At 67.2% G+C, this 19171-nt stretch carries 18 protein-coding genes; 15 read left to right on the top strand and 3 right to left on the bottom strand.

Annotated elements, in window-relative coordinates; genetic code table 11:
- Positions 1-26: 26 nt before the first annotated feature.
- The 14 genes from HMPREF9056_RS05180 to HMPREF9056_RS05115 all read left to right on the top strand — a co-directional run bounded on the left by HMPREF9056_RS05180 (position 27) and on the right by HMPREF9056_RS05115 (position 14867).
- Entirely contained in the window at positions 27-746 is a 720-nt protein-coding gene (locus HMPREF9056_RS05180; RefSeq protein ID WP_009403474.1) for a hypothetical protein, read from the top strand.
- 9 nt (positions 747-755) lie between these two features.
- Positions 756-2039: a PrsW family intramembrane metalloprotease gene (locus HMPREF9056_RS05175; RefSeq protein ID WP_009403472.1), complete on the top strand. Its 1284-nt coding sequence runs from the start codon at positions 756-758 to the stop codon at positions 2037-2039.
- A 199-nt stretch (positions 2040-2238) separates the two neighbouring features.
- Entirely contained in the window at positions 2239-3141 is a 903-nt protein-coding gene (gene pdxS, locus HMPREF9056_RS05170) for a pyridoxal 5'-phosphate synthase lyase subunit PdxS (protein ID WP_034513914.1), read from the top strand.
- A complete protein-coding gene (locus HMPREF9056_RS05165) occupies positions 3138-3842 on the top strand; it encodes an NUDIX hydrolase (protein ID WP_253269945.1) in 705 nt (234 codons plus the stop codon). The genes pdxS and HMPREF9056_RS05165 overlap by 4 nt, the downstream gene beginning before the upstream one ends.
- Positions 3843-3873: 31 nt before the next feature.
- A complete protein-coding gene (pdxT, locus tag HMPREF9056_RS05160) occupies positions 3874-4572 on the top strand; it encodes a pyridoxal 5'-phosphate synthase glutaminase subunit PdxT (protein ID WP_253269946.1) in 699 nt (232 codons plus the stop codon).
- Positions 4573-4617: 45 nt separating this feature from the next.
- The gene (locus tag HMPREF9056_RS05155; protein WP_009403468.1) at positions 4618-5382 is read left to right on the top strand and encodes a YebC/PmpR family DNA-binding transcriptional regulator; all 765 of its coding nucleotides are present in this window, start codon (positions 4618-4620) and stop codon (positions 5380-5382) included.
- 70 nt (positions 5383-5452) lie between these two features.
- A complete protein-coding gene (locus HMPREF9056_RS05150) occupies positions 5453-6058 on the top strand; it encodes a crossover junction endodeoxyribonuclease RuvC (protein WP_087942194.1) in 606 nt (201 codons plus the stop codon).
- Positions 6059-6170: 112 nt separating this feature from the next.
- Positions 6171-6827 (top strand): Holliday junction branch migration protein RuvA, encoded by a 657-nt coding sequence (ruvA, locus tag HMPREF9056_RS05145; RefSeq protein WP_009403466.1) that lies wholly within the window; start codon positions 6171-6173, stop codon positions 6825-6827.
- Positions 6820-7860: a Holliday junction branch migration DNA helicase RuvB gene (gene ruvB, locus HMPREF9056_RS05140; RefSeq protein WP_009403465.1), complete on the top strand. Its 1041-nt coding sequence runs from the start codon at positions 6820-6822 to the stop codon at positions 7858-7860. The genes ruvA and ruvB overlap by 8 nt, the downstream gene beginning before the upstream one ends.
- A 170-nt stretch (positions 7861-8030) precedes the next feature.
- Complete coding sequence (yajC, locus tag HMPREF9056_RS05135; RefSeq protein ID WP_009403464.1) at positions 8031-8402, top strand: preprotein translocase subunit YajC; 372 nt, start codon at positions 8031-8033, stop codon at positions 8400-8402.
- Positions 8403-8620: 218 nt separating this feature from the next.
- Positions 8621-10735: a protein translocase subunit SecD gene (gene secD / locus HMPREF9056_RS05130; protein ID WP_034513910.1), complete on the top strand. Its 2115-nt coding sequence runs from the start codon at positions 8621-8623 to the stop codon at positions 10733-10735.
- Positions 10732-11835 carry a protein translocase subunit SecF gene (gene secF, locus HMPREF9056_RS05125; protein ID WP_009403461.1) on the top strand — a complete coding sequence of 368 codons (1104 nt, stop codon included), beginning with the start codon at positions 10732-10734 and terminating at the stop codon, positions 11833-11835. The genes secD and secF overlap by 4 nt, the downstream gene beginning before the upstream one ends.
- Positions 11832-12389, top strand: coding sequence for an adenine phosphoribosyltransferase (locus HMPREF9056_RS05120; RefSeq protein WP_009403460.1), 558 nt, complete (start codon positions 11832-11834; stop codon positions 12387-12389). Before secF ends, HMPREF9056_RS05120 begins: the two co-directional genes overlap by 4 nt.
- 153 nt (positions 12390-12542) lie before the next feature.
- Entirely contained in the window at positions 12543-14867 is a 2325-nt protein-coding gene (locus HMPREF9056_RS05115) for a bifunctional (p)ppGpp synthetase/guanosine-3',5'-bis(diphosphate) 3'-pyrophosphohydrolase (protein ID WP_009403458.1), read from the top strand.
- Positions 14868-14907: 40 nt separating this feature from the next.
- On the opposite strand, the gene HMPREF9056_RS14070 is transcribed toward HMPREF9056_RS05115, so the two are convergent.
- Both HMPREF9056_RS14070 and HMPREF9056_RS05110 read right to left on the bottom strand, forming a co-directional pair.
- Positions 14908-15570 (bottom strand): hypothetical protein, encoded by a 663-nt coding sequence (locus tag HMPREF9056_RS14070; protein ID WP_157185012.1) that lies wholly within the window; start codon positions 15568-15570, stop codon positions 14908-14910.
- A gap of 141 nt (positions 15571-15711) precedes the next feature.
- A complete protein-coding gene (locus HMPREF9056_RS05110; RefSeq protein WP_034513908.1) occupies positions 15712-16305 on the bottom strand; it encodes a hypothetical protein in 594 nt (197 codons plus the stop codon).
- Between the two features lie 170 nt (positions 16306-16475).
- On the opposite strand from HMPREF9056_RS05110, the gene HMPREF9056_RS05105 reads away from it, so the two are divergent.
- Positions 16476-17327 (top strand): MerR family transcriptional regulator, encoded by an 852-nt coding sequence (locus HMPREF9056_RS05105; protein ID WP_009403454.1) that lies wholly within the window; start codon positions 16476-16478, stop codon positions 17325-17327.
- A 106-nt stretch (positions 17328-17433) separates the two neighbouring features.
- Here HMPREF9056_RS05105 and HMPREF9056_RS05100 read toward each other — a convergent pair whose 3' ends face one another.
- The gene (locus tag HMPREF9056_RS05100) at positions 17434-19101 is read right to left on the bottom strand and encodes a DUF349 domain-containing protein (RefSeq protein ID WP_009403453.1); all 1668 of its coding nucleotides are present in this window, start codon (positions 19099-19101) and stop codon (positions 17434-17436) included.
- Positions 19102-19171: the final 70 nt, after the last annotated feature.

Below are 19171 nucleotides of genomic sequence, written 5' to 3'. Positions count from 1 at the left end.
ATTGCAGAAGTGGCGAGGAGTTTTCTATGACGACAGCCGTGACCGAAGCGATTGGTCTCCGTATAGGCGCAACCGCGTCCTTCCCGGTACAGAGCTCCGCGGCGCCTGCCACGATGGTGCCGGTGTGGAGTGTCGTCGTGATGCTTGTCGGGCTGGCCGCGGCCATCGGGTGGGCCCTGTACGCCAGGGCCGTGAGGGTGGACCGGCTGCACCGACAGGTCCTGGGATCGCGAGCCACCCTTGAGGCCCAGCTCGCTCATCGAGCCGAGGCAGCGGCGGATCTGGCCACTGCCCGCGCTCTGGACCCGGCATCCAGCCTGCTGCTCAGTCGGGCGGCCCGTGAGGCGCTGGACGCCGAGGGGCCCATCGTCGACGACGGCCTGGACACCTCTCCTCGTCTCGACACCGCAGCAGTAGACGCCATGCCAACCAGCCGCAGCCGGGCGCTTATCGAGTCCGACCTCAGTCGGGTACTCCGTACAGTGGTCTCCGAGTCTGCTCGACGCGACCTGTCCGAGGACCCGTTGAGCGTTCCGGCCCTCAACCGCCTGGATCGGGCCTGCTCCCGCCTGGTGCTGGCCCGCAGGTTCCACAACACCCACGTCAGCGAGGCCCAGGCGCTCAGAGGACGGCTGCTCGTGAGAGTCTTCCACCTGGCCGGGCACGCTCCTGTGCCCCAGACCTTCGACGCCGACGACGACACCACCCCTGAGGCGCAACCTGCCCAAGAGACTAGGTGCAACTGAGGTGAACCAATGAGTACGACTCCCAGCCCCTGGGCGCCCCGCCCCGGGTACCAGCGCTCCAACGCACTGCCCCAGACCGCCACCGACCCCAGTCCGCTTCCCGGAACGGGCCAGCGTTACCAGATTCACCGGGAGACCGCCCCCTTCGTCCAGACGGGACAGGCCCCGCAGCAGGCGGCTCCGGCCTGGACCCGGCCGGGTCCCCACTCCCGGAGAAGAACGGGTGAGCTCATCGCGCGTCTGGTGCTCGCGTTCGTCGGGGCCGCTCTCATGATCGTCGTCATCTGGATCGCCTCCTTGTCAGCCTCGGACTCCTCCGTGCTTTTCACAACGATCGCTCTGGCCCTCATCCCTCTGGGGCTGGTACTCGTCGTCGTGTTCTGGATCGACCGTTGGGAGCCCGAGCCACTGCCCACCCTCGTCATCGCCTTCCTGTGGGGAGCCGGCGTCGCCACCGCCGTCTCCATGCTGGTCAACACCACCGTGCTCTATGCCGCGGCCGAGTCGACACTCAGTCTGGAGGGGGCCTTTCAGATCTCCGCAGTGGTCTCGGCACCGCTGATCGAGGAGACCACCAAAGGGCTTGGTGTCCTTGTCATCTTCCTCATCTGGAGACGCACCTTCAACGGGGCCGTCGACGGGATCGTCTACGCCGCCGTCGTGGCCGCGGGCTTCGCCTTCGCCGAGAACATCGGCTACTTCATCAGGTACTGGGACTCCATCACCAGCATCTTCATCGTCAGGGGCGTGTTCTCTCCCTTCGCGCACGTGACATTCACCGCCTGCACGGGCCTGGCCATCGGCGTGTCCTCGCGGCGTCGTTCGACGGCGGCCTGGGTCTGGATGACCCCCATCGGCCTGGTCTGCGCCATCATCCTCCATGCCATCTGGAATGGCGTCATCGCTTCCGCTGGAAGCCCTCTGGTCATGTTCCTCCTGGTGGATCTTCCGGTCTTCATCATCTGCATGGGGATCGTGGCATGGCTGCGCTGGGCCGAGCGGATGACGATGCGAAGCCGCCTGGACGACTACGCCCGCGCCGGCTGGTTCGCTCCGGCCGAGGTCCAGATGCTCACCACCGGCGGTGGACGGAAAGCGGGCAAGCGGTGGGCCGCCACCCGGGGACAGCAGGCGGTGTACGCGATGACTGCCTTCCAGAAGGGGGCGGCAGAGCTCGCACAGCTGCGTCAGCAGGCCGTGGACGGCCACGCCCAGGCCGATTTCTCCGACAGGGAGACCGAACTGCTCGACCGCATCACATCGGCGCGCCGCACCTTCATCGGAACCGTGTAGGAACCGAGTGAGAACCTCCCGGAGCCCGTGGGCGTTGGCAGGCGCAGACACTCGCGGGCGGTTCGGGTCTCACAGCGCGAGCACGTCGAGCCGTCCGCGAGCTGAGGAGTAGCATGCGTCTTGTCAGCATCTTTTCACGGTGCCGTCGACGTCGTCCCGGCGTGGATTCGAACGACGGCCCACGGACCGAGGACCACCATTGAGCACAGAGCAGAGCACTCCCAGCACCGGTACCCTCACCGTCAAGCGTGGCATGGCGGACATGCTCAAAGGCGGCGTCATCATGGACGTCGTCACGCCCGAGCAGGCCCGCATCGCCCAGGACGCGGGCGCCGTTGCCGTGATGGCCCTCGAGCGCGTCCCCGCCGACATCCGCGCCCAGGGAGGCGTGGCCCGTATGAGCGACCCCGACCTCATCACCGGCATCCTCGAGGCGGTCTCCATCCCGGTCATGGCCAAGGCCCGCATCGGTCACTTCGTGGAGGCCCAGGTCCTCCAGAGCCTCGGCGTGGACTACATCGACGAATCAGAGGTCCTTACCCCGGCCGACTATGCCCACCACATCGACAAGCAGTCCTTCACGGTCCCCTTCGTCTGCGGAGCCACCAACCTGGGAGAGGCGTTGCGCCGCATCACCGAGGGCGCGGCCATGATCCGCTCCAAGGGCGAGGCGGGCACCGGGGACGTCTCTAACGCGGTAACCCACATGCGCACGATCCGTGACGAGATCCGCCGCCTGACCTCGCTTCCCGAGGACGAGCTCTACGTGGCCGCCAAGGAGCTCGCCGCGCCCTATGAGCTCGTCGCCGAGGTCGCCCGCACCGGCCACCTGCCCGTCGTCCTGTTCACCGCCGGCGGCATCGCCACGCCGGCCGACGCCGCCATGATGATGCAGATGGGCGCTGAGGGCGTGTTCGTGGGCTCGGGCATCTTCAAGTCCGGTGACCCCGCCAAGCGCGCCGCCGCCATCGTGCGTGCCACCGCCCAGTTCGATGCCCCCGACGTCATCGCCGAGGTCTCACGCGGTCTGGGTGAGGCCATGGTCGGGATCAATGTCGACGAGATCCCCGAGCCCCACCGCCTGGCGGAACGCGGCTGGTGACCGGCTCCCCGGACGGTCCTGGTCGCGTTGGCGGTGGCTCCTCGGACTACCCGGCCGAGGGACGCCACCCGGTGCTGGTTCCCGAGAACTGGGACCGGCACCTCGACTCCTCGGAGTGGGTTCTGGGCCGCGACGGCCTGCCCTTCAGAACGGCGGCGCGGGTCCTGGTCGTCACCCGGCGGGGAGACATGCTGCTCCTGGTGGGGCACGACGCCGCCGATCCGAATCACAGCTGGGTCTTCACCCCAGGAGGAGGCCTCCGCCCCGGGGAGGACCCGCGTGCCGGTGCCGTGCGCGAACTGGCTGAGGAGTCCGGGATCGACGTCGCCCCCGCCGACCTCGAGGGGCCCGTCGCCCACCGGGAGGCGCTCTTCCGCTTCGCCTCCGTAGCCTGCCGTCAGGACGAGATCTTCTACCTCCTGCGCCTTCCGGCCAGGTGTCCTGTGGCGAAGGAGGGCTGGACCGACCTGGAACGCGACGTCGTCGACTCCATTGCCTGGTGGAGCCCCCATGACCTGCGAGTCGCCCAGGAACGGGGCCAGGAGATCTACCCGGTAAGTCTGCCGGGGCTCGCGCTGGAGCTCGCCGCCGGCTGGAGCGGCGAGCCGCTCGACCTCACCGACCCAGTGGATGCCGAGGTCCTGGCTGAGCTCACGGCCCACCAGCCGCCCGCACCGACCTCCGAGGACACCCATGACTAGCCCGAACCCCGCCTATCAGCGTGCTCAAATGATGGATGCGCGCCACCCCCGGGCGCTCTTCCCCGCAACCGTGTCGACCGACTCCCGCCTCACGATCGGTATCCTGGCGCTCCAGGGCGACGTACGCGAGCACTCCCTGGCCCTCGAGGCGGCCGGCGCACGCCCCGTCGCCGTACGCCGCGCCACCGACCTGGGCGATGCTCCTGGTGACCGGCTCGACGGTCTGGTGATCCCCGGCGGAGAGTCGACGACGATGAGCACGTTGCTGACCTCCTTCGACATGCTCCTGCCTCTGCGTGAGCTCATCGCAGCAGGCCTGCCCGCCTACGGATCGTGTGCCGGGATGATCTTGCTGGCCGACCGCGTCGAAGGGGCGGAGGAGGGCCAGGCCCTTCTGGGTGGGATCGATATGACCGTGCGCCGCAACGCCTTCGGCCGCCAGGTGGACTCCTACGAGGAGGACCTCATCGCCCCGGGTCTGGGAGCGGGCAAGGACCGGCCGTTGCACGCCGTCTTCATCCGGGCTCCCTGGGTGGAGTCCGTGGGGCCCGGTGTCGAGATCCTCGCCACGACCCGCACAGGACGTGCGGCTGGGGTCAGCGGGGTCGACGGCGGTAGGATCGTCGCAGTTCGTCATGGGGCCCTGCTCGCCACGTCCTTCCACCCGGAGGTGGGGGGCGACCACCGGGTCCACGACGTCTTCGTCTCCATGGTGACGCGCCGGGCCTGAGTACCGCCTGGCTGCGCCCCCATCCTCGACTCCCAAGGAGCACATATGTCGGGTCACTCCAAGTGGGCCACCACCAAGCACAAGAAGGCCGCCATTGACGCCAAGCGCGGCAAGCTCTTCGCGCGCCTTATCAAGAACATCGAGGTTGCCGCTCGCACCGGTGGCGGTGACCCGACCGGCAACCCCACCCTGTTCGACGCCATCCAGAAGGCCAAGAAGAACTCCGTCCCGGCGGACAACATCACCCGCGCCGTCAAGCGCGGCAGCGGTGAGGAGGCTGGCGGCGCCGACTGGCAGACCATCATGTACGAGGGCTACGGCCCCGGCGGCGTCGCCTTCCTCGTCGAGTGCCTCACCGACAACCGCAACCGGGCCGCATCCGACGTGCGCGTGGCCTTCTCCCGCAACGGCGGCAACCTGGCCGATCCCGGCTCGGTGGCCTACAACTTCACCCGCAAGGGCGTCGTCGAGGTGGCCAAGACCGACGGCGTGGACGAGGACTCCATCCTCATGGCCGTTCTGGACGCCGGTGCCGAGGAGGTCGAGGATATGGGGGAGTCCTTCGAGATCTACTCCGAGCCCGGTGACATCGTCGCCGTGCGCACCGCTCTGACGGAGGCCGGGATGGACTACGACTCCGCCGAGGTCCAGTTCGTCGCCGGAACCAAGGTCGAGGTCGACGTTGACGGTGCGCGCAAGGTCTTCCGTCTCATCGACGCCCTGGAGGACTCCGACGACGTCCAGAACGTCTACACCTCCGTGGACCTCAGCCCCGAGGTGGCCGCCGAGTTCGCCACCGACGAGGACTGAGCTCCTGGGCGCTTCAGGTCCCCGGCCGCGCTCGGCTCATGCCGTCGTCGCCCAGCAACGGGTCCTCGGTATCGACCCCGGGCTGACCCGTTGCGGCCTGGGGTGCGTGGACATCGATCCTCGTCGCCAGGTCCGCCTGGTGGAGGTCGGTGTCGTGCGGACCCCACCGTCGCAGAGCCCCGAGCTGCGGCTGCTGACCATCACCGAGACCATCGAGGACTGGATCGCCCGCCTGGGCCCCTCAGTGGTCTCCATCGAGCGGGTCTTCGCTCAGGACAACCTGCGCTCCGTCATCGGCGTCGCCCAGGTCATGGGCACTGCGATGGCCACCGCTGCGCGCTCCGGTCTGGAGGTGGCTCAGCACACGCCCAGTGAGGCCAAGGCCGCCGTGACCGGCTCAGGGACCGCGGACAAGACCCAGGTCCAGGCCATGGTGACCCGCGTTCTCGGTCTGGATGCCCCGCCCCGGCCGGCCGATGCCGCCGATGCGCTCGCCCAGGCGATCTGTCACGGCTGGCGCGGTGGTGGAACGGGGACGGATGACGCCACCGAGATGGTTTCGGCCGGGGGAGCGGTGCGCGTCTCCGCCCGCACCCCCGCCCAGCGCCAGTGGGCCGCCGCCCAGGCCGCGGCCCGGCGCACCGGTGCCGTCGACCCGCGGCGGGTGCGGCGCTGACTGCGCTGACAACCACGGGCTGTTAGGATCCGAACAGTTGTTCGATCCTACCCGTGTCCGTATGAGCCCGCTCGGCTCATCGACTCACTGAGTACTCCAGGAGAAGCTGCCCATGATCGCCTCGCTGCGCGGCACTGTTCTCAGTGTCGGCCTGACCGGTGCCGTCATCGAGACAGGTGGTGTCGGCATGAGCATTCAGGCCACGCCCACCACACTGTCGGGCCTGCGGATTGGTGAGGAGGTTCTCGTTCACACCGAGCTGGTTGTCCGAGAGGACTCACTGACGCTGTTCGGATTCACCGACGTCGATGAGCGGGACAGCTTCCGCACCCTCATGAGCGCCAAGGGTGTCGGAGCCAAGCTGGCGCTGGCGATGCTGGCCGTCCACACCCCCAACATGCTCCGGCGCGCCATCGCCTCCCAGGACGTCGCCGCCCTCACCCGGGTTCCCGGGCTCGGTCCCAAGGGAGCCCAGCGCGTCATCCTGGATGTGGCCGACAAACTCGGTCCCGTCACCGGGGACGATGCCGACACCGCGATGCCGGCCGCGAAGGCCATCGGTGACAAGGGAGTCGAAACCTTCTCGGAGGGTGCGCAGCCCAGTGCCGACGTCGTCGCCGCCCTGGTCCAGCTCGGATGGAACGAGGCCAGCGCCCGCCAGGCCGTGACCGCCGTCGAGGCTGACTACGCCGAGGCCGGTGAGAACCCGGACATGGCGGCCTTGCTGCGGGCCTCACTGAGGTGGCTGGGAGGCGGGAACCGTGGCTGATACGGGGCAGGATGGCCACGAGCGTCTGGTCGGCGGTGAGGCTGATGCCACCGAACGGGCCGCCGAGGCCGCTCTGCGGCCCAAGCGTCTGGAGGACTTCACCGGCCAGGAGGTGGTGCGCGGCCAGCTCTCGGTGGTCCTGCGTTCGGCCCTGGCTCGCGGGGTGACGGCCGACCACGTCCTGCTGTCCGGCCCGCCCGGGCTGGGTAAGACCACTCTGGCCATGATCATCGCCGCCGAGGTGGAGGGCTCCCTGCGCCTGACCTCGGGCCCCGCCATCCAGCACGCCGGGGATCTTGCCGCCATCCTGTCCTCCTTGGAGGAGGGCGACGTGCTATTCATCGACGAGATCCACCGGCTGGCACGTACCGCCGAGGAGATGCTCTACTTGGCGATGGAGGACTTCCGAGTCGACATCGTCGTCGGAAAGGGGCCGGGCGCCACCTCCATCCCTCTGTCCTTGCCGCCCTTCACCGTTGTCGGTGCCACCACGCGTGCGGGGCTGCTGCCCGCCCCGCTGCGAGACCGCTTCGGCTTCACCGGCCACCTGGACTACTACGGCCCGGGCGAGCTCACCCGGATCCTCACGCGCAGTGCGGGGCTGCTGGGAGTGAGTCTGGATGCGGACGCCGCCAGGGAGCTGGCTTCACGCTCCCGCGGCACGCCCCGTATCGCCAACCGTCTGCTGCGCCGGGTTCAGGACTGGGCGGAGGTCCACGGGCGGCCCGGTCGCCTCGACCTGACGGCGGCCCGCAGCGCCCTGGATATCTTCGAGGTCGACGCCCTGGGCCTGGATCGTCTTGACCGTCAGGTGCTCGAGGCACTGTGCACCCGATTCGGGGGCGGCCCGGTGGGGCTGACGACGCTGGCGGTCAGTGTGGGGGAGGAGCCCGAGACGGTGGAGACCGTGGCCGAGCCCTACCTCGTGCGTGAGGGCCTGGTGGTGCGCACTCCGCGGGGACGCGCAGCCACGCCGGCGGCCTACAGCCACCTGGGGCTTGAACCGCCCGCGGACGGGGCATTGTTCTCCTGACCCGTCACCGGGTAATGTGATCATTTTGTGACCGGTTGGTACCCAGTTGTGCCCGACCACTCGCCGGCGGCAGGTCGCGCTCTTGCCCACGTGTCCTAGACTCACCATCGCCGGCCTGTGACATGGGTCCGCATCAGCCGAGACTGCCTAGTCGAAACGGAGAAGCCTCCATGCCGTCCTATTTCCTCTGGATCATGCTCATCGGGATGCTCCTGATGATGTGGTTCGTCAGCCGTAGGCAGCGCGCGATGCAGGAGGAGCAGCAGCGCCGCACCGAGAAGGGCCTGGTCCCTGGAAACTGGGTGCGCACGATCGGCGGCTTCTACGGCACGGTCGTGGAGGTTGACGGTGACGTGGTGACCCTGGCTACACCGCTGGGCGACGAGACCCTGTGGAGCAAGCGGGCCATCGCCGCCATCGAGGAGCCGCCCTTCGGCTCGGCCGGTGCCCACGAGGAGAGCCGTGAGGACAGCGAGGACGACGTCGAGCAGGCCGACGACGCCCGTGAGTCCGAGCAGGACACGGCCGAGCCGCAGTCCTGAGGGAGCACGATCGATCATGACTCCGTGCCCCGATGACCTGACGACCTCGCATCGACGACTTGTGGCGGCCCCGAGCGGGCCCCGGCCCTGCTGAGCAGCTCAATCTCACCGCCCTGAGTGCCCGACCGGCTCAGCCCGTGGCGCCCGGCAGCCCTCCCCACATTCACCCCGCCGTCGGGTCATGCACCCGAACCCACCCCACCCCAGGAAGGGACCACGTGTCCAGCAAGCAGCGAAAGCGGCCAGGGCGCCGCCTCCTGATGTTCATCCTCGTCATCGTCATCGGTTTCGGTGCTCTCGTGGCGGGAACCATGAGGCACAAGGCGTCGCTGACGCCGGGCCTGGCTCTTGACCTCGAAGGCGGTACCCAGATCATCCTGACGCCTACGACCTCCGACGGCTCGGCGATCAGTGACAACGATGTCGAGCAGGCCATTGAGGTGATCCGCCAACGTGTGGACGCCTCCGGCGTCTCCGAGGCTCAGATCTCCCGCCAGGGCGGGCAGAATATCGTAGTGTCCCTGCCTGGAAAGCCCAGCCAGGCGACCCTGGAACTGGTGCGCACCTCCGCTGTCATGTACTTCCGGCCGGTCCTTCGTATCCTGCCGGGCAGCGCCCAGCAGGCCGCCAAGAACATCGCCAGTCAGAACCCCTCCGGCGAGGCCACCCAGGCGCCCACTGATCAACCGACCGCCCAGGCCGAGGCCCAGCCCGACCCGAATGCCGCCCAGGAGGCGACTCAGCCGGCCGAGGACGCCGCGGGCAGCGAGGGCGAGCAGGCAACCGGCCAGGAAGGTCAGGAAGGCGCTTCGGCTGAGCAACCCGCCGCCACCCCGGAGCCCACCGCCCAGCCGTCGACCCAGGCCAGAACTCCCGAGGAGATCGCCACGCAGCTGGCGGACGTCAACCAGGACGGTGTCATCTCCTCCGACCCGCTGCCCGCCACCTCCCAGGACAATTCCTCGGACTCCTGGATCACCGAGCAGCTCCTCTACGACGGCTACATGACCGACTGCTCCGACCCGAAGAACCTCACCGGTCAGACGCAGGATCCCAAGGTCGCCGTCATCTCCTGCTCCAAGGACAAGGACGCCGGTTCCCAGCAGCACGGCGCCTACATCCTCGGCCCGGCCGACATCACCGGCACCGAGCTCAAGAGCGCCAATTCTGGACTGGAGACCGACTCGCGCGGACAGACCACCAACAAGTGGGTCGTCTCGTTGGCCTTCAACCCCGACGGCACCAAGAAGTTCTCCGAGCTGTCCAAGCGGCTGCTGGCCTACCGCGACCAGGCGGCAGCCGCCGGTGCCCAGGGCGCCCAAGGAGCTCAGAACCAGGACAGCCAGGCCAAGGCTCAGTTCGCCATCGTCCTGGACGGCTTGACCATCATGGCCTCCGGCTTCAACTCCGACGTCCACTCACCGATCACCGACGGACGGGTCCAGATCACCGGCAGCTTCAACCAGAATCAGGCCAACACACTGGCCAACCAGCTCTCCTTCGGCTCGCTGCCGCTGAGCTTCACGGTCCAGTCGGAGCAGCAGATCTCCGCCACACTGGGAACCGAGCAGCTGCGCAACGGCCTCATCGCCGGCCTCATCGGCTTCGGCCTCATCATTCTCTACCTGGCCTGGCAGTACCGCGGTCTGGCGGTGGTGGCCGTGGCCTCGCTGGTGGTGGCCGCAGCCGGAACCTACCTCGTCATCGCCGCACTGAGCTCACTCATGGGATATCGTCTGTCCCTGGCGGGCGTGGCCGGACTCATCATCTCCATCGGTATCACGGTGGACTCCTTCATCATCTACTTCGAACGCGTTCGTGATGAGGTGCGTCAGGGGCGGACCCTCAAGACCGCGATCGATGAGGGGTGGAAGCACGCCCGGCGCACGATCCTCGTCTCCGACGCCGTCAACCTCGTGGCCGCGATCGTCCTGTACTTCCTCGCCGTCGGCGGGGTGCAGGGATTCGCCTTCACCCTGGGCGTTACCACCTGCGTGGACCTGGCCATCATCATCTTCTTCACCCATCCGTTCATGGAGTGGATCGTCTGCTTCCGCTTCTTCGGCGAGGGGCACCGGCTCTCCGGCCTCGACCCCGAGCACCTCGGGGCCACGGCATCCTCTACCTACGGTAGGGGGCGCGAGGCGGTGGCCGACCGCGTCGCCGGATCCCTGGCGCGCCGCAAGGCCGAGGCCCGCAAGGCCGCCGAGAACCCGGATGATGGTGCTGCGGAGGAGGCCGAGGACGAAATCGTCGATGATGCGGTTGAGCAGGAGGCGGGTGATGCGGTCGATGCCGCGGCCGACAAGGGAAAGGACGGTGAGACGAAGTGAAGTCTCTCGCCACGCTCGGTAACGAGCTCTACTCGGCCAAGACGTCCATCCCCTTCGTTCAAAGGCGACGGATCTGGTACCTCATCGCCGTCGTCGTCATCGCCGGCTCCGCCGCGCTACTGGGCGCCGTGGGACTCACTCCGGGAATCGACTTCAAGGGCGGTTCTGAGATCACGGTGACGGGCCTGTCCTCCCCGTCGGAGCGCCCCGCCAATGACGTCCTGTCCAAGGATGACCTGACGGCCGGCTCGTCGGTGACGACTATGGGCTCGTCCTCAGTGCGCGTCCAGACCAGCCAGCTGAGCAAGGATCGCCTCGACTCGCTGGCGGGCGAGCTCGCCACCGCCTACAAGACGGATGCCTCCAACGTGTCTGCCACGACCGTGGGACCGACCTGGTCGTCCGACGTCACCAAGAAGGCCGCTCGAGGCCTGGTCCTGTTCTTCATCTTCGTGGGTCTGCTCATCTGGGCCTACTTCCGCACCTGGAAGATGGCGGCGGCCGCCCTGCTGGCCCTGTGTCACGACATCGTCGTCACAGTGGGCATCTACGCCCTGTCCGGCTTCGAGGTCACCCCGGCCACGATCATCGGTGTGCTGACGATCCTGGGGTACTCGCTCTACGACACGGTGGTCGTCTTCGACAAGATCCGTGAGAACACCGAGGGATTCGAGTCCCAGAGTCGCTCCACGTACGCGGAACTCGCGAACCTCGCGGTCAACCAGACCTTCATCCGCTCGATCAACACCTCCGTGGTCGGCGTGCTGCCGGTGGCCTCGCTTCTGGTTGTCGGCGCCTTCATCCTGGGGGCAGGAACGCTGCGCGACATCGCCCTGACCCTGTTCATCGGCATGATCGCCGGAACGCTCTCCTCGATCTTCCTGGCCACTCCGCTCCTGGTGGACATGCGCTCACGCGAGAAGCGCATCAAGGAGCACGACGCCAAGGTGGCAGCGGCGCGTCAGCAGCGTCGGGAGGAGGCCGGCGACGACGTCGAGGAGCTGGCTAAGATTGACGCGGCCCCGGCCGCCTCGCCCGTCACCCCTGGCCACCACCTCGGTGTGGCGGCACAGCCCAAGAGGAAGAAGAAGCGCAGATGACCAGCTCCGTGGTCCACTCTGAGACGGTCCCTGAGTCGCTGACCAGACTGGTCATGAACCACCTGCGGGAGATTCCCGACTTCCCCGAGCCCGGGGTTCTCTTCCGGGACATCACCCCGCTGCTGGCTGACGGGCAGGCTTTCACGGAGCTCGTCGAGGGGCTCGCCGACCACTACCGCGGCAGGATCGACGCCGTAGCGGGTCTGGAGTCGCGCGGTTTCATCCTGGCGGCTCCCCTGGCGGTCAGCCTCGGGATCGGGATGATCACCGTGCGCAAGGGCGGCAAGCTGCCCGGTCCGGTCATCGGCGTGGACTACTCCCTGGAGTACGGCACCGCGCGGATGGAGCTGCGTCCTGAGACCGTCACCCCGGGGTTACGCGTCCTCGTGATCGACGACGTCCTGGCCACCGGAGGGACCGCCGCCGCCTCCATCTCTCTCATCGAGCAGGCCGGTGCCTCGGTGGAGGCCATCTGCATGCTCCTGGAGCTGGCCGACCTCGGTGGTCGGCGCCAGCTTCCGGGACGGGAGATCGACTCGATCGTCATTTTCTGAGGCGACAACGGGCCTGAGGGGCCGCTGCTCAACCGATGGCGGCGACTGACGGCTGACCTGTGCGCGGTGTCGTGCCCCTGACGGACGCGACACCGCGGACGGTACTGGCAGTGCCGGCGGGCCTCCGCGTACATGCCGCTATATGATGCGTCAATGACGGAGACGAAGAGCAGCCCAGACACGTCAGGCGACAGTGTTGTCCCCGGCTCGCGCGTGCGCAGTCGTCTGGCCTGGTTCGGGTCCCGTGGGCACTCAACTCCGGCCGCCATCGAGCCGCTTCTGCGGGCGGTACGCGCCAACCACCCCAAGGCGGACACGAGTCTCATCGTGCGCGCCTACGAGGTGGCCGAGAAGGCCCACGCCGGGCAGCGTCGCAAGTCCGGGGAGCCCTACATCACCCACCCGGTGGCGGTGGCGACCATCCTCGCCGAGCTGGGCATGACGGCTCAGACGCTGGCAGCCGCGGTCCTGCACGACACCGTGGAGGACACCGACTACACCCTCGATCGCCTGCGCGCCGATTTCGGTGACGAGATCACGCTGCTCGTCGACGGCGTCACCAAGCTCGATAAGCTCCAGTACGGGGAGGCCGCTCAGGCCGAGACCGTGCGCAAGATGATCATCGCGATGTCCAAGGACATCCGTGTCCTGCTCATCAAGCTCGGCGACCGTCTCCATAACGCCCGCACCTGGAAGTACGTCTCTGCGCAGAACGCCGCCCGCAAGGCCAAGGAGACCCTGGAGATCTACGCGCCCCTGGCCCATCGGCTGGGGATGAACACGATCAAGTGGGAGCTGGAGGATCGTTCCTTCAGGGCCCTCTACCCGGGCGTCTACGAGGAGATCGAGCACATGGTGGCTGAGCGCGCCCCGGCGCGCGAGGAGTACCTGCGCCAGGTGCGCCTTCAGATCGAGGAGGACCTGCGGGTCAACAAGATCAAGGGGGCCGTCACCGGCCGCCCCAAGCACTACTACTCGATTTACCAGAAGATGATCGTGCGGGGGAAGGACTTCGACGACATCTACGACCTGGTGGCGGTGCGCGTCATCGTCGACACCGTCCAGGACTGCTACGCGGTGCTCGGCTCCCTGCACTCGCGCTGGACTCCTATGAGCGGGCGATTCAAGGACTACATCGCTGTCCCCAAGTTCAACCTCTACCAGTCGCTGCACACGACTGTTGTGGGGCCGGGCGGTAAGCCGGTGGAGATCCAGATCCGTACCCACGAGATGCACCGCATGGCCGAGTACGGCGTGGCCGCGCACTGGCGCTACAAGGAGGACCCCAACGCCTCGGGTCCAAGCGCCGTGGGGGGCCGGCTTGGAGACTCCGACCAAGGAGACATGGGCTGGCTGCGCCAGCTCGTCGACTGGCAGAAGGAGACCCAGGATCCCTCTGAGTTCCTTGACGCTCTGCGCTACGAGATGGCCGGCGACCAGGTCTACGTCTTCACCCCCAAGGGCGACGTCCTGGCCCTGCCCGCGGGGGCCACCCCCGTTGACTTCGCCTACGCCGTCCACACCGAGGTCGGCCACCGCACAGTGGGAGCCCGGGTCAACAGCCGCCTGGTTCCCCTGGATACGCGCCTGGAGAACGGTGACACGGTGGAAGTCTTCACCTCCAAGGCCATCAACGCAGGCCCTTCGCGAGACTGGCTCACCTTCGTCGGCTCCACCCGCGCCCGCAACAAGATCCGCTCCTGGTTCTCCAAGGAGCGCCGTGAGGAGGCCATCGAGGAGGGCAAAGGGGCCATCGCCCGCACCCTGCGCAAGCAGAACCTGCCCATCCAGCGCCTCATGAGCCACGAGACCCTCATGAACGTGGCCAAGACCCTCGACAAGGTCGACATCGACGGCCTCTACGCGGCTGTGGGGGAGGGACACGTCTCGGCTCAGCATGTCGTCGACACCCTGGTGGCCACCATGGGCGGGGAGGACGGCGCAGAGGAGACTCTGGCAGAAGGAGTTCTGCCCACCCGGGCAACCGCGCACCGGCGTCCACGCACGGCCGACGCCGGAGTCGTTGTCGCCGGCATGGAGGAGGGTGACATCTACGTCAAGCTGGCACGGTGCTGCACCCCCATGCCGGGTGATCCCATCGTCGGCTTCATCACCAGGGGCTCGGGTGTCTCGGTCCACCGGGCGGACTGCCAGAACGTCGACCAGCTCCAGCGCGAGCCCGAGCGACTCATCACCGTCTCCTGGGCGGATCACGCCCAGTCCGCCTACCTGGTCCAGGTGGAGGTCGAGGCGCTCGATCGCGGAGGCCTGCTCGCCGACGTCACTCGTGCCCTGGCGGACAGTCACGTCAACCTCGTCAGTGCCAACATCGCCACCAGTCGTGACCGGGTCGTCGCCGGAAGGTTCGTCGTCGAGCTGGCTGAGGTCGGCCACCTGGACCATACGCTGGCGGCGCTGCGACGCATCGACGGCGTCTTCGAGGCACGTAGGAGCCTGTCCACGACACGTCGTCGATGAAAAAGATTGAGGACGAGTGGTGTCACTTGACTACGGATCGTTACGTGGCATTTAGCCTGATACTACGGACTCTTCGTAAATAGGACTCGCCGGAGCCATTTGCGGCTGCCTCCATAACGGCAAGCTGGTCGAATTCATCCAATAAGGATGGCCAACGACTTTCGCGGAGGCGGAAGGTGATGACGGATGTCACATGCTCTCCTTTGTAATCTTTGGGCGAAAATTTAATCTTGCGTCGATCGGAAGAACGTATGACAAGGTTGCTGGTCTGTTGCGGATTGCTTGAATACTTATATGAGCATGACGTTATGTCTTCGAAGTCGATTCGAGTTGTCCCGTCAAGGAAGGAGTGCTTCTCGATGTATCCTGGCCCGACCTCGATGTAGTTATCGTTAGTTTGGAGGATTACTCCAGCTCCTAAAGTGATAAGTATGATGGCGAACACGAGCCACATGGTAGCGACGCCGGCGTCATCGTCAGAAAATGAAGGGTTGATCCATCGCCTGCAGCCGAGCCAGAGGGCGACTAGACCGATAAATAACACTCCTCCGCCGCCGAGCAGCTGATATTGTGGCGGTTTTGATCGTGCAACGCCATCTTCTGTCATGGCGGAGCCGGTCACTCGGTCGAAGTGGTCCAATCCCAGCTTAATGATGATGCCGAGAATCATGGCAAGTTCGAGAGGAGACGGAACATACTTCATGTCAATAACGCTAATGCCTTTGGTGGGGAGTCGTGAATAGGTTCACCAACAGTATAGTGAAGTCTCTGTGGTATAGCGAATCTCTGTCTGGCACTCAGCACAGGGGATGAGAACTTATTTTCTTTGAAATTGAGTCGCGATTTACTGATGAAATACGACGGACTCGATGATGTGCCGAGCCCGTGGGCAGCCCCTGCTAGCCGCTCCTCGACAGTGGTTGAGCGTCAGCAGGAGACGAATTCGGCTGACCCCATGATCGCGGGCAGTCATGATGGCCTGGACGGCGGCCGCAGGCGGTCCCAGGCGGGCGACGTCAACAGCGGCTCGAGCGATGGTCGCGCAGGTGACACCGTTGATCACGGTGGTATCGGAACGTGGCAGCCTGCCTCGTCTGGTCACCAGGTAGGACACACGACTTCGGCGCCCTCCCGGCAGGCAGACCTCGAGCATGTCCGGCGGCGGTCCACCGACGTGCACCCACAGGGCCGTACTCGCTAGAAGTACTCCCCGGCAGGGCATGGCAGCGGTGACGGCCCGTAGTCGTCCCTCTGCTGATCGCAGGAGGTCGGTCGGCTGCAGGCTGCCTAGGACGTCGACCAGCAGGTGGGAGTCGAGTTCGGCGCACCGCAGCAACTGCATGTCCTGAGGTGGGAGCGTGCCTAGGGCCGGGGAAAGAGGCTGGGCGGTCAGGTGGGCCACGGCGGCGTGACCGGGTACCGGGATGAAACGAGCCATACGCCATCGTGGACCTTTTCCTGTATCCGACGCTACAGCGAGCCGACTGCCTGTGGAAAACCTGGCCGCCATTAGGCGGAGGACTTGACCCTCACGTAGGGGAAGGCGCCAAGGTGCTCGATACGTGCCACAGTAGGGACTCGACAAGGCAAGGGCTGACGTAGGGAGGCATGGTGACGGACTGCGAGCAGGAGCAGGTGCTCGACGCAGCGGTTGATGCTGCAGGAGACGGTGCGGATATCGCACGGACAGTCGGTGAGGTCTCAACGCTCCTGGGCGTCAGTGTCAGAGCGCTGCACCACTGGGACGAGACCGGTCTGGTGCGCCCCTCTCAGCGCAGTGACGCCGGGTATCGCCTCTACTCCGAGACGGACATCATGCGCATCCAGCAGGTCCTCGTCTACCGGCAGACCGGCATGAGCCTGGCCGACATCAAGACGGTCCTCGACGATCCGAAGGCGGACGCCGTGGCCCATCTGCGTCGCCAACGTGACCTTCTTCAAGGACAGGTCTCCCACTTGCAGCACATGCTCCGCTCGATCGACACGGTCATGGAGATACAGCTGCTGGGGGCACATCTCTCCGTGGCTGAGATGGTGGAGATCTGGGGGACGGACTGGGATCCTGTCTACATCGAGGAGGCCCAGGCCCAGTGGGGCGACACCCAGGAGTGGGCCGAGTCCTCCCGCCGCAAGGCCCGGATGTCGCGCGCCGACTGGGAGCAGGCGCACGAGGAGACCGTCGCCCTGGAGACCGCGCTGGTCGAGGCGATGCTCAGCGGCGTCGAGCCGGGCAGCCCCGAGGCCAATGTCCTGGCTCAGTGGCACCGCAAGGACCTCAACCGGTGGTTCGAGGTCTCTATCTCCAAGCAGGTACTCATCGGTCGCGGATACGTCGCCGATGAGCGCTTCGCACGTTACTACGACAAGCGTGCGCCGGGGTTGGCCGCCTGGCTCAAGGACGTCATCGACTCCGGCGCCCGGTCTGAGGGCATCGACCCTGACACTGTTGCCTGGGAGTAGGTAGATCTCCTGGGCGGAGGCGGTGAGGCGGGGCCGACACCGGTGGGTGGTGTCGGCCCCGCCTCAGGTGCTCCTGAGCCTCAGAGCTGAGCAGAACGTGCTCGGGTCACGCCTTGGCCGAGCGCAGCACCTGCTCGAGCCATGCGCGGCGAGCCGTCAGCGCAGCCTCGGCCTCAGCGATCTTCTTGGCATCGCCGGCGGCCTGAGCCGCGGCCAGGTCCTTCTCCAGACCTGCGATCGCGTCCTGGAGCTGACCGGCCAAGCCCTCGGCACGGGCCTTGGTCTCCGGGTCGGTGCGGCGCCACTCGGCGTTCTCCGCCTCACGGATCGCGTCCTCGACGGCGCGCATGCGGCCCTCGATGCGACGCACGGCACCGCGGGGGACCCGCCCGGCCTCCTCCCAGGCGTCCTGGATCGGGCGCAGCGCCTTCTTGGCCGCCTTGACGTCCTTGACGGGCAGGAGCGCCTCGGCCTTGGCCACGAGCGCCTCCTTGACCTTGAGGTTCTCGGCGAACTCGGCGTCGACGGCCTCGTCCTTGGCGCGGCGGGCGTCGTAGAAGACCTGCTGGGCGGCCCGGAAGCGGGCCCACAGGGCGTCATCCTCCTTGCGGGAAGCCCGGCCGGCCTTCTTCCACTCGGCCAGCAGGTCACGGTACTTCGCCGAGGTACCGGCCCAGTCGGTGGAGTTCTGCATCTCCTCGGCGCGCTTGATGAGCGTCTCCTTGGCGGCTCGCACCTGCGCCTGCTTGGCATCGAGCTCGCTGAAGAACTGGCGACGGTGGCGGTCGAAGGTGGTGCGCGCGTGGGAGAAGCGCTTCCACAGGCCGTCCTCGGTGGGGCGGTCCAGGCGCGGGCCGCGCCGCTGCGCGGCCTTCCAGGACTCGAGCAGCTCACGCAGCTCGGCGCCGGAGTTCTTCCACTGCGTGCGTGCCGGGTCCTGCTCAGCGATGGCCTCGGCGCGCTCGACGATCGCCGTACGCTCCTTGAGCGCCTGCTCCTTGGCTGCCGCGCGCTCGGCGGCCACGGCCTCACGGCGCTCGGCGGCCACGGCCTTCAGGGCGGCGAAACGGGCTCGCAGCCCCTCCAGGTCGCCGACGGCGGCGGGCTCGGTGAGGGACTCGGAGATGGAGGACAGGGTCGTGTCGATCTCGCGGACACTGAGCTGGGGCAGCCGGGTGGCGAACAGGTCGATGGTGGCCTTGAGATCCAGATAGCGGCGCACGTAGAAGGCCATCGCCTCGGCGATGGGAGCATCGGGGAACTGGCCGACCTCACGCTCTGCGCCACCGTCCTGGACGTAGACCCGGCCCTCGCCGTCCACGCGTCCCCACTTGGCGGCGTCCATCGCCTCCTGCGGGTCGACGGCGGGCTCGGCGGGCGCCGCAGGTGCCGCTGCCGGGGCGGGAACCTCGGCAGGAGTCGGTGTGGTGTCCTCCTGGGGGGCCTCCGTGGTCTCAGGCCTCTGAGCCTCCCCAGCCGGCTGCTCAGTCGGCGCGGCGTTCGCGGAAACCGGGGAGGCCGACTCGTCAGACACAACTGAGGCGGACTCCTCGGTGGGCTGGGTCGGTGGCTCGCCGGACTCGGACTCCTTCGGAACCTCGGCGTCGGCCGTTGAGTCGGTGACGGGGGAGGAACCGGCCTCGGGTGCCGGCTCCGTCGGGGTGGGCGCTGCCGACTCGTCAGGACTGGTCGGCTGGTCGGTCTGCTCAGCGTTGGGCTGGCTGTCAGGCCGGTTGTCGGGCTGGATCCGCTCGGTCACGGGGTGCTCCTTCATGGGTTGACGGGGAGGGAGCGGGATGACCGCTCCGTTCCGTTCGCGCCCGGCCGTCAGGCCGGGTGGTGGT

Origin of the sequence: Actinomyces sp. oral taxon 170 str. F0386, assembly GCF_000195595.1 — a bacterium.
GTDB lineage: Bacteria > Actinomycetota > Actinomycetes > Actinomycetales > Actinomycetaceae > Actinomyces.
The sequence above is the reverse complement of the archived record's forward strand: the minus strand, read 5'-3'. Positions and strand labels throughout refer to the sequence as shown.

What these genes read in the sequence shown, in the direction of transcription:
- HMPREF9056_RS05180 (WP_009403474.1), top strand. Translation starts at nt 27, where the DNA reads ATGACGACAGCCGTGACCGAAGCGATTGGTCTCCGTATAGGCGCAACC.
- HMPREF9056_RS05175 (WP_009403472.1), top strand. Translation starts at nt 756, where the DNA reads ATGAGTACGACTCCCAGCCCCTGGGCGCCCCGCCCCGGGTACCAGCGC.
- pdxT (WP_253269946.1), top strand. Translation starts at nt 3,874, where the DNA reads ATGGATGCGCGCCACCCCCGGGCGCTCTTCCCCGCAACCGTGTCGACC.
- HMPREF9056_RS05155 (WP_009403468.1), top strand. Translation starts at nt 4,618, where the DNA reads ATGTCGGGTCACTCCAAGTGGGCCACCACCAAGCACAAGAAGGCCGCC.
- ruvA (WP_009403466.1), top strand. Translation starts at nt 6,171, where the DNA reads ATGATCGCCTCGCTGCGCGGCACTGTTCTCAGTGTCGGCCTGACCGGT.
- yajC (WP_009403464.1), top strand. Translation starts at nt 8,031, where the DNA reads ATGCCGTCCTATTTCCTCTGGATCATGCTCATCGGGATGCTCCTGATG.
- HMPREF9056_RS05120 (WP_009403460.1), top strand. Translation starts at nt 11,832, where the DNA reads ATGACCAGCTCCGTGGTCCACTCTGAGACGGTCCCTGAGTCGCTGACC.
- HMPREF9056_RS05115 (WP_009403458.1), top strand. Translation starts at nt 12,543, where the DNA reads ATGACGGAGACGAAGAGCAGCCCAGACACGTCAGGCGACAGTGTTGTC.
- HMPREF9056_RS14070 (WP_157185012.1), bottom strand. Translation starts at nt 15,570, where the DNA reads ATGAAGTATGTTCCGTCTCCTCTCGAACTTGCCATGATTCTCGGCATC.
- HMPREF9056_RS05110 (WP_034513908.1), bottom strand. Translation starts at nt 16,305, where the DNA reads ATGGCTCGTTTCATCCCGGTACCCGGTCACGCCGCCGTGGCCCACCTG.
- HMPREF9056_RS05105 (WP_009403454.1), top strand. Translation starts at nt 16,476, where the DNA reads ATGGTGACGGACTGCGAGCAGGAGCAGGTGCTCGACGCAGCGGTTGAT.
- HMPREF9056_RS05100 (WP_009403453.1), bottom strand. Translation starts at nt 19,101, where the DNA reads ATGAAGGAGCACCCCGTGACCGAGCGGATCCAGCCCGACAACCGGCCT.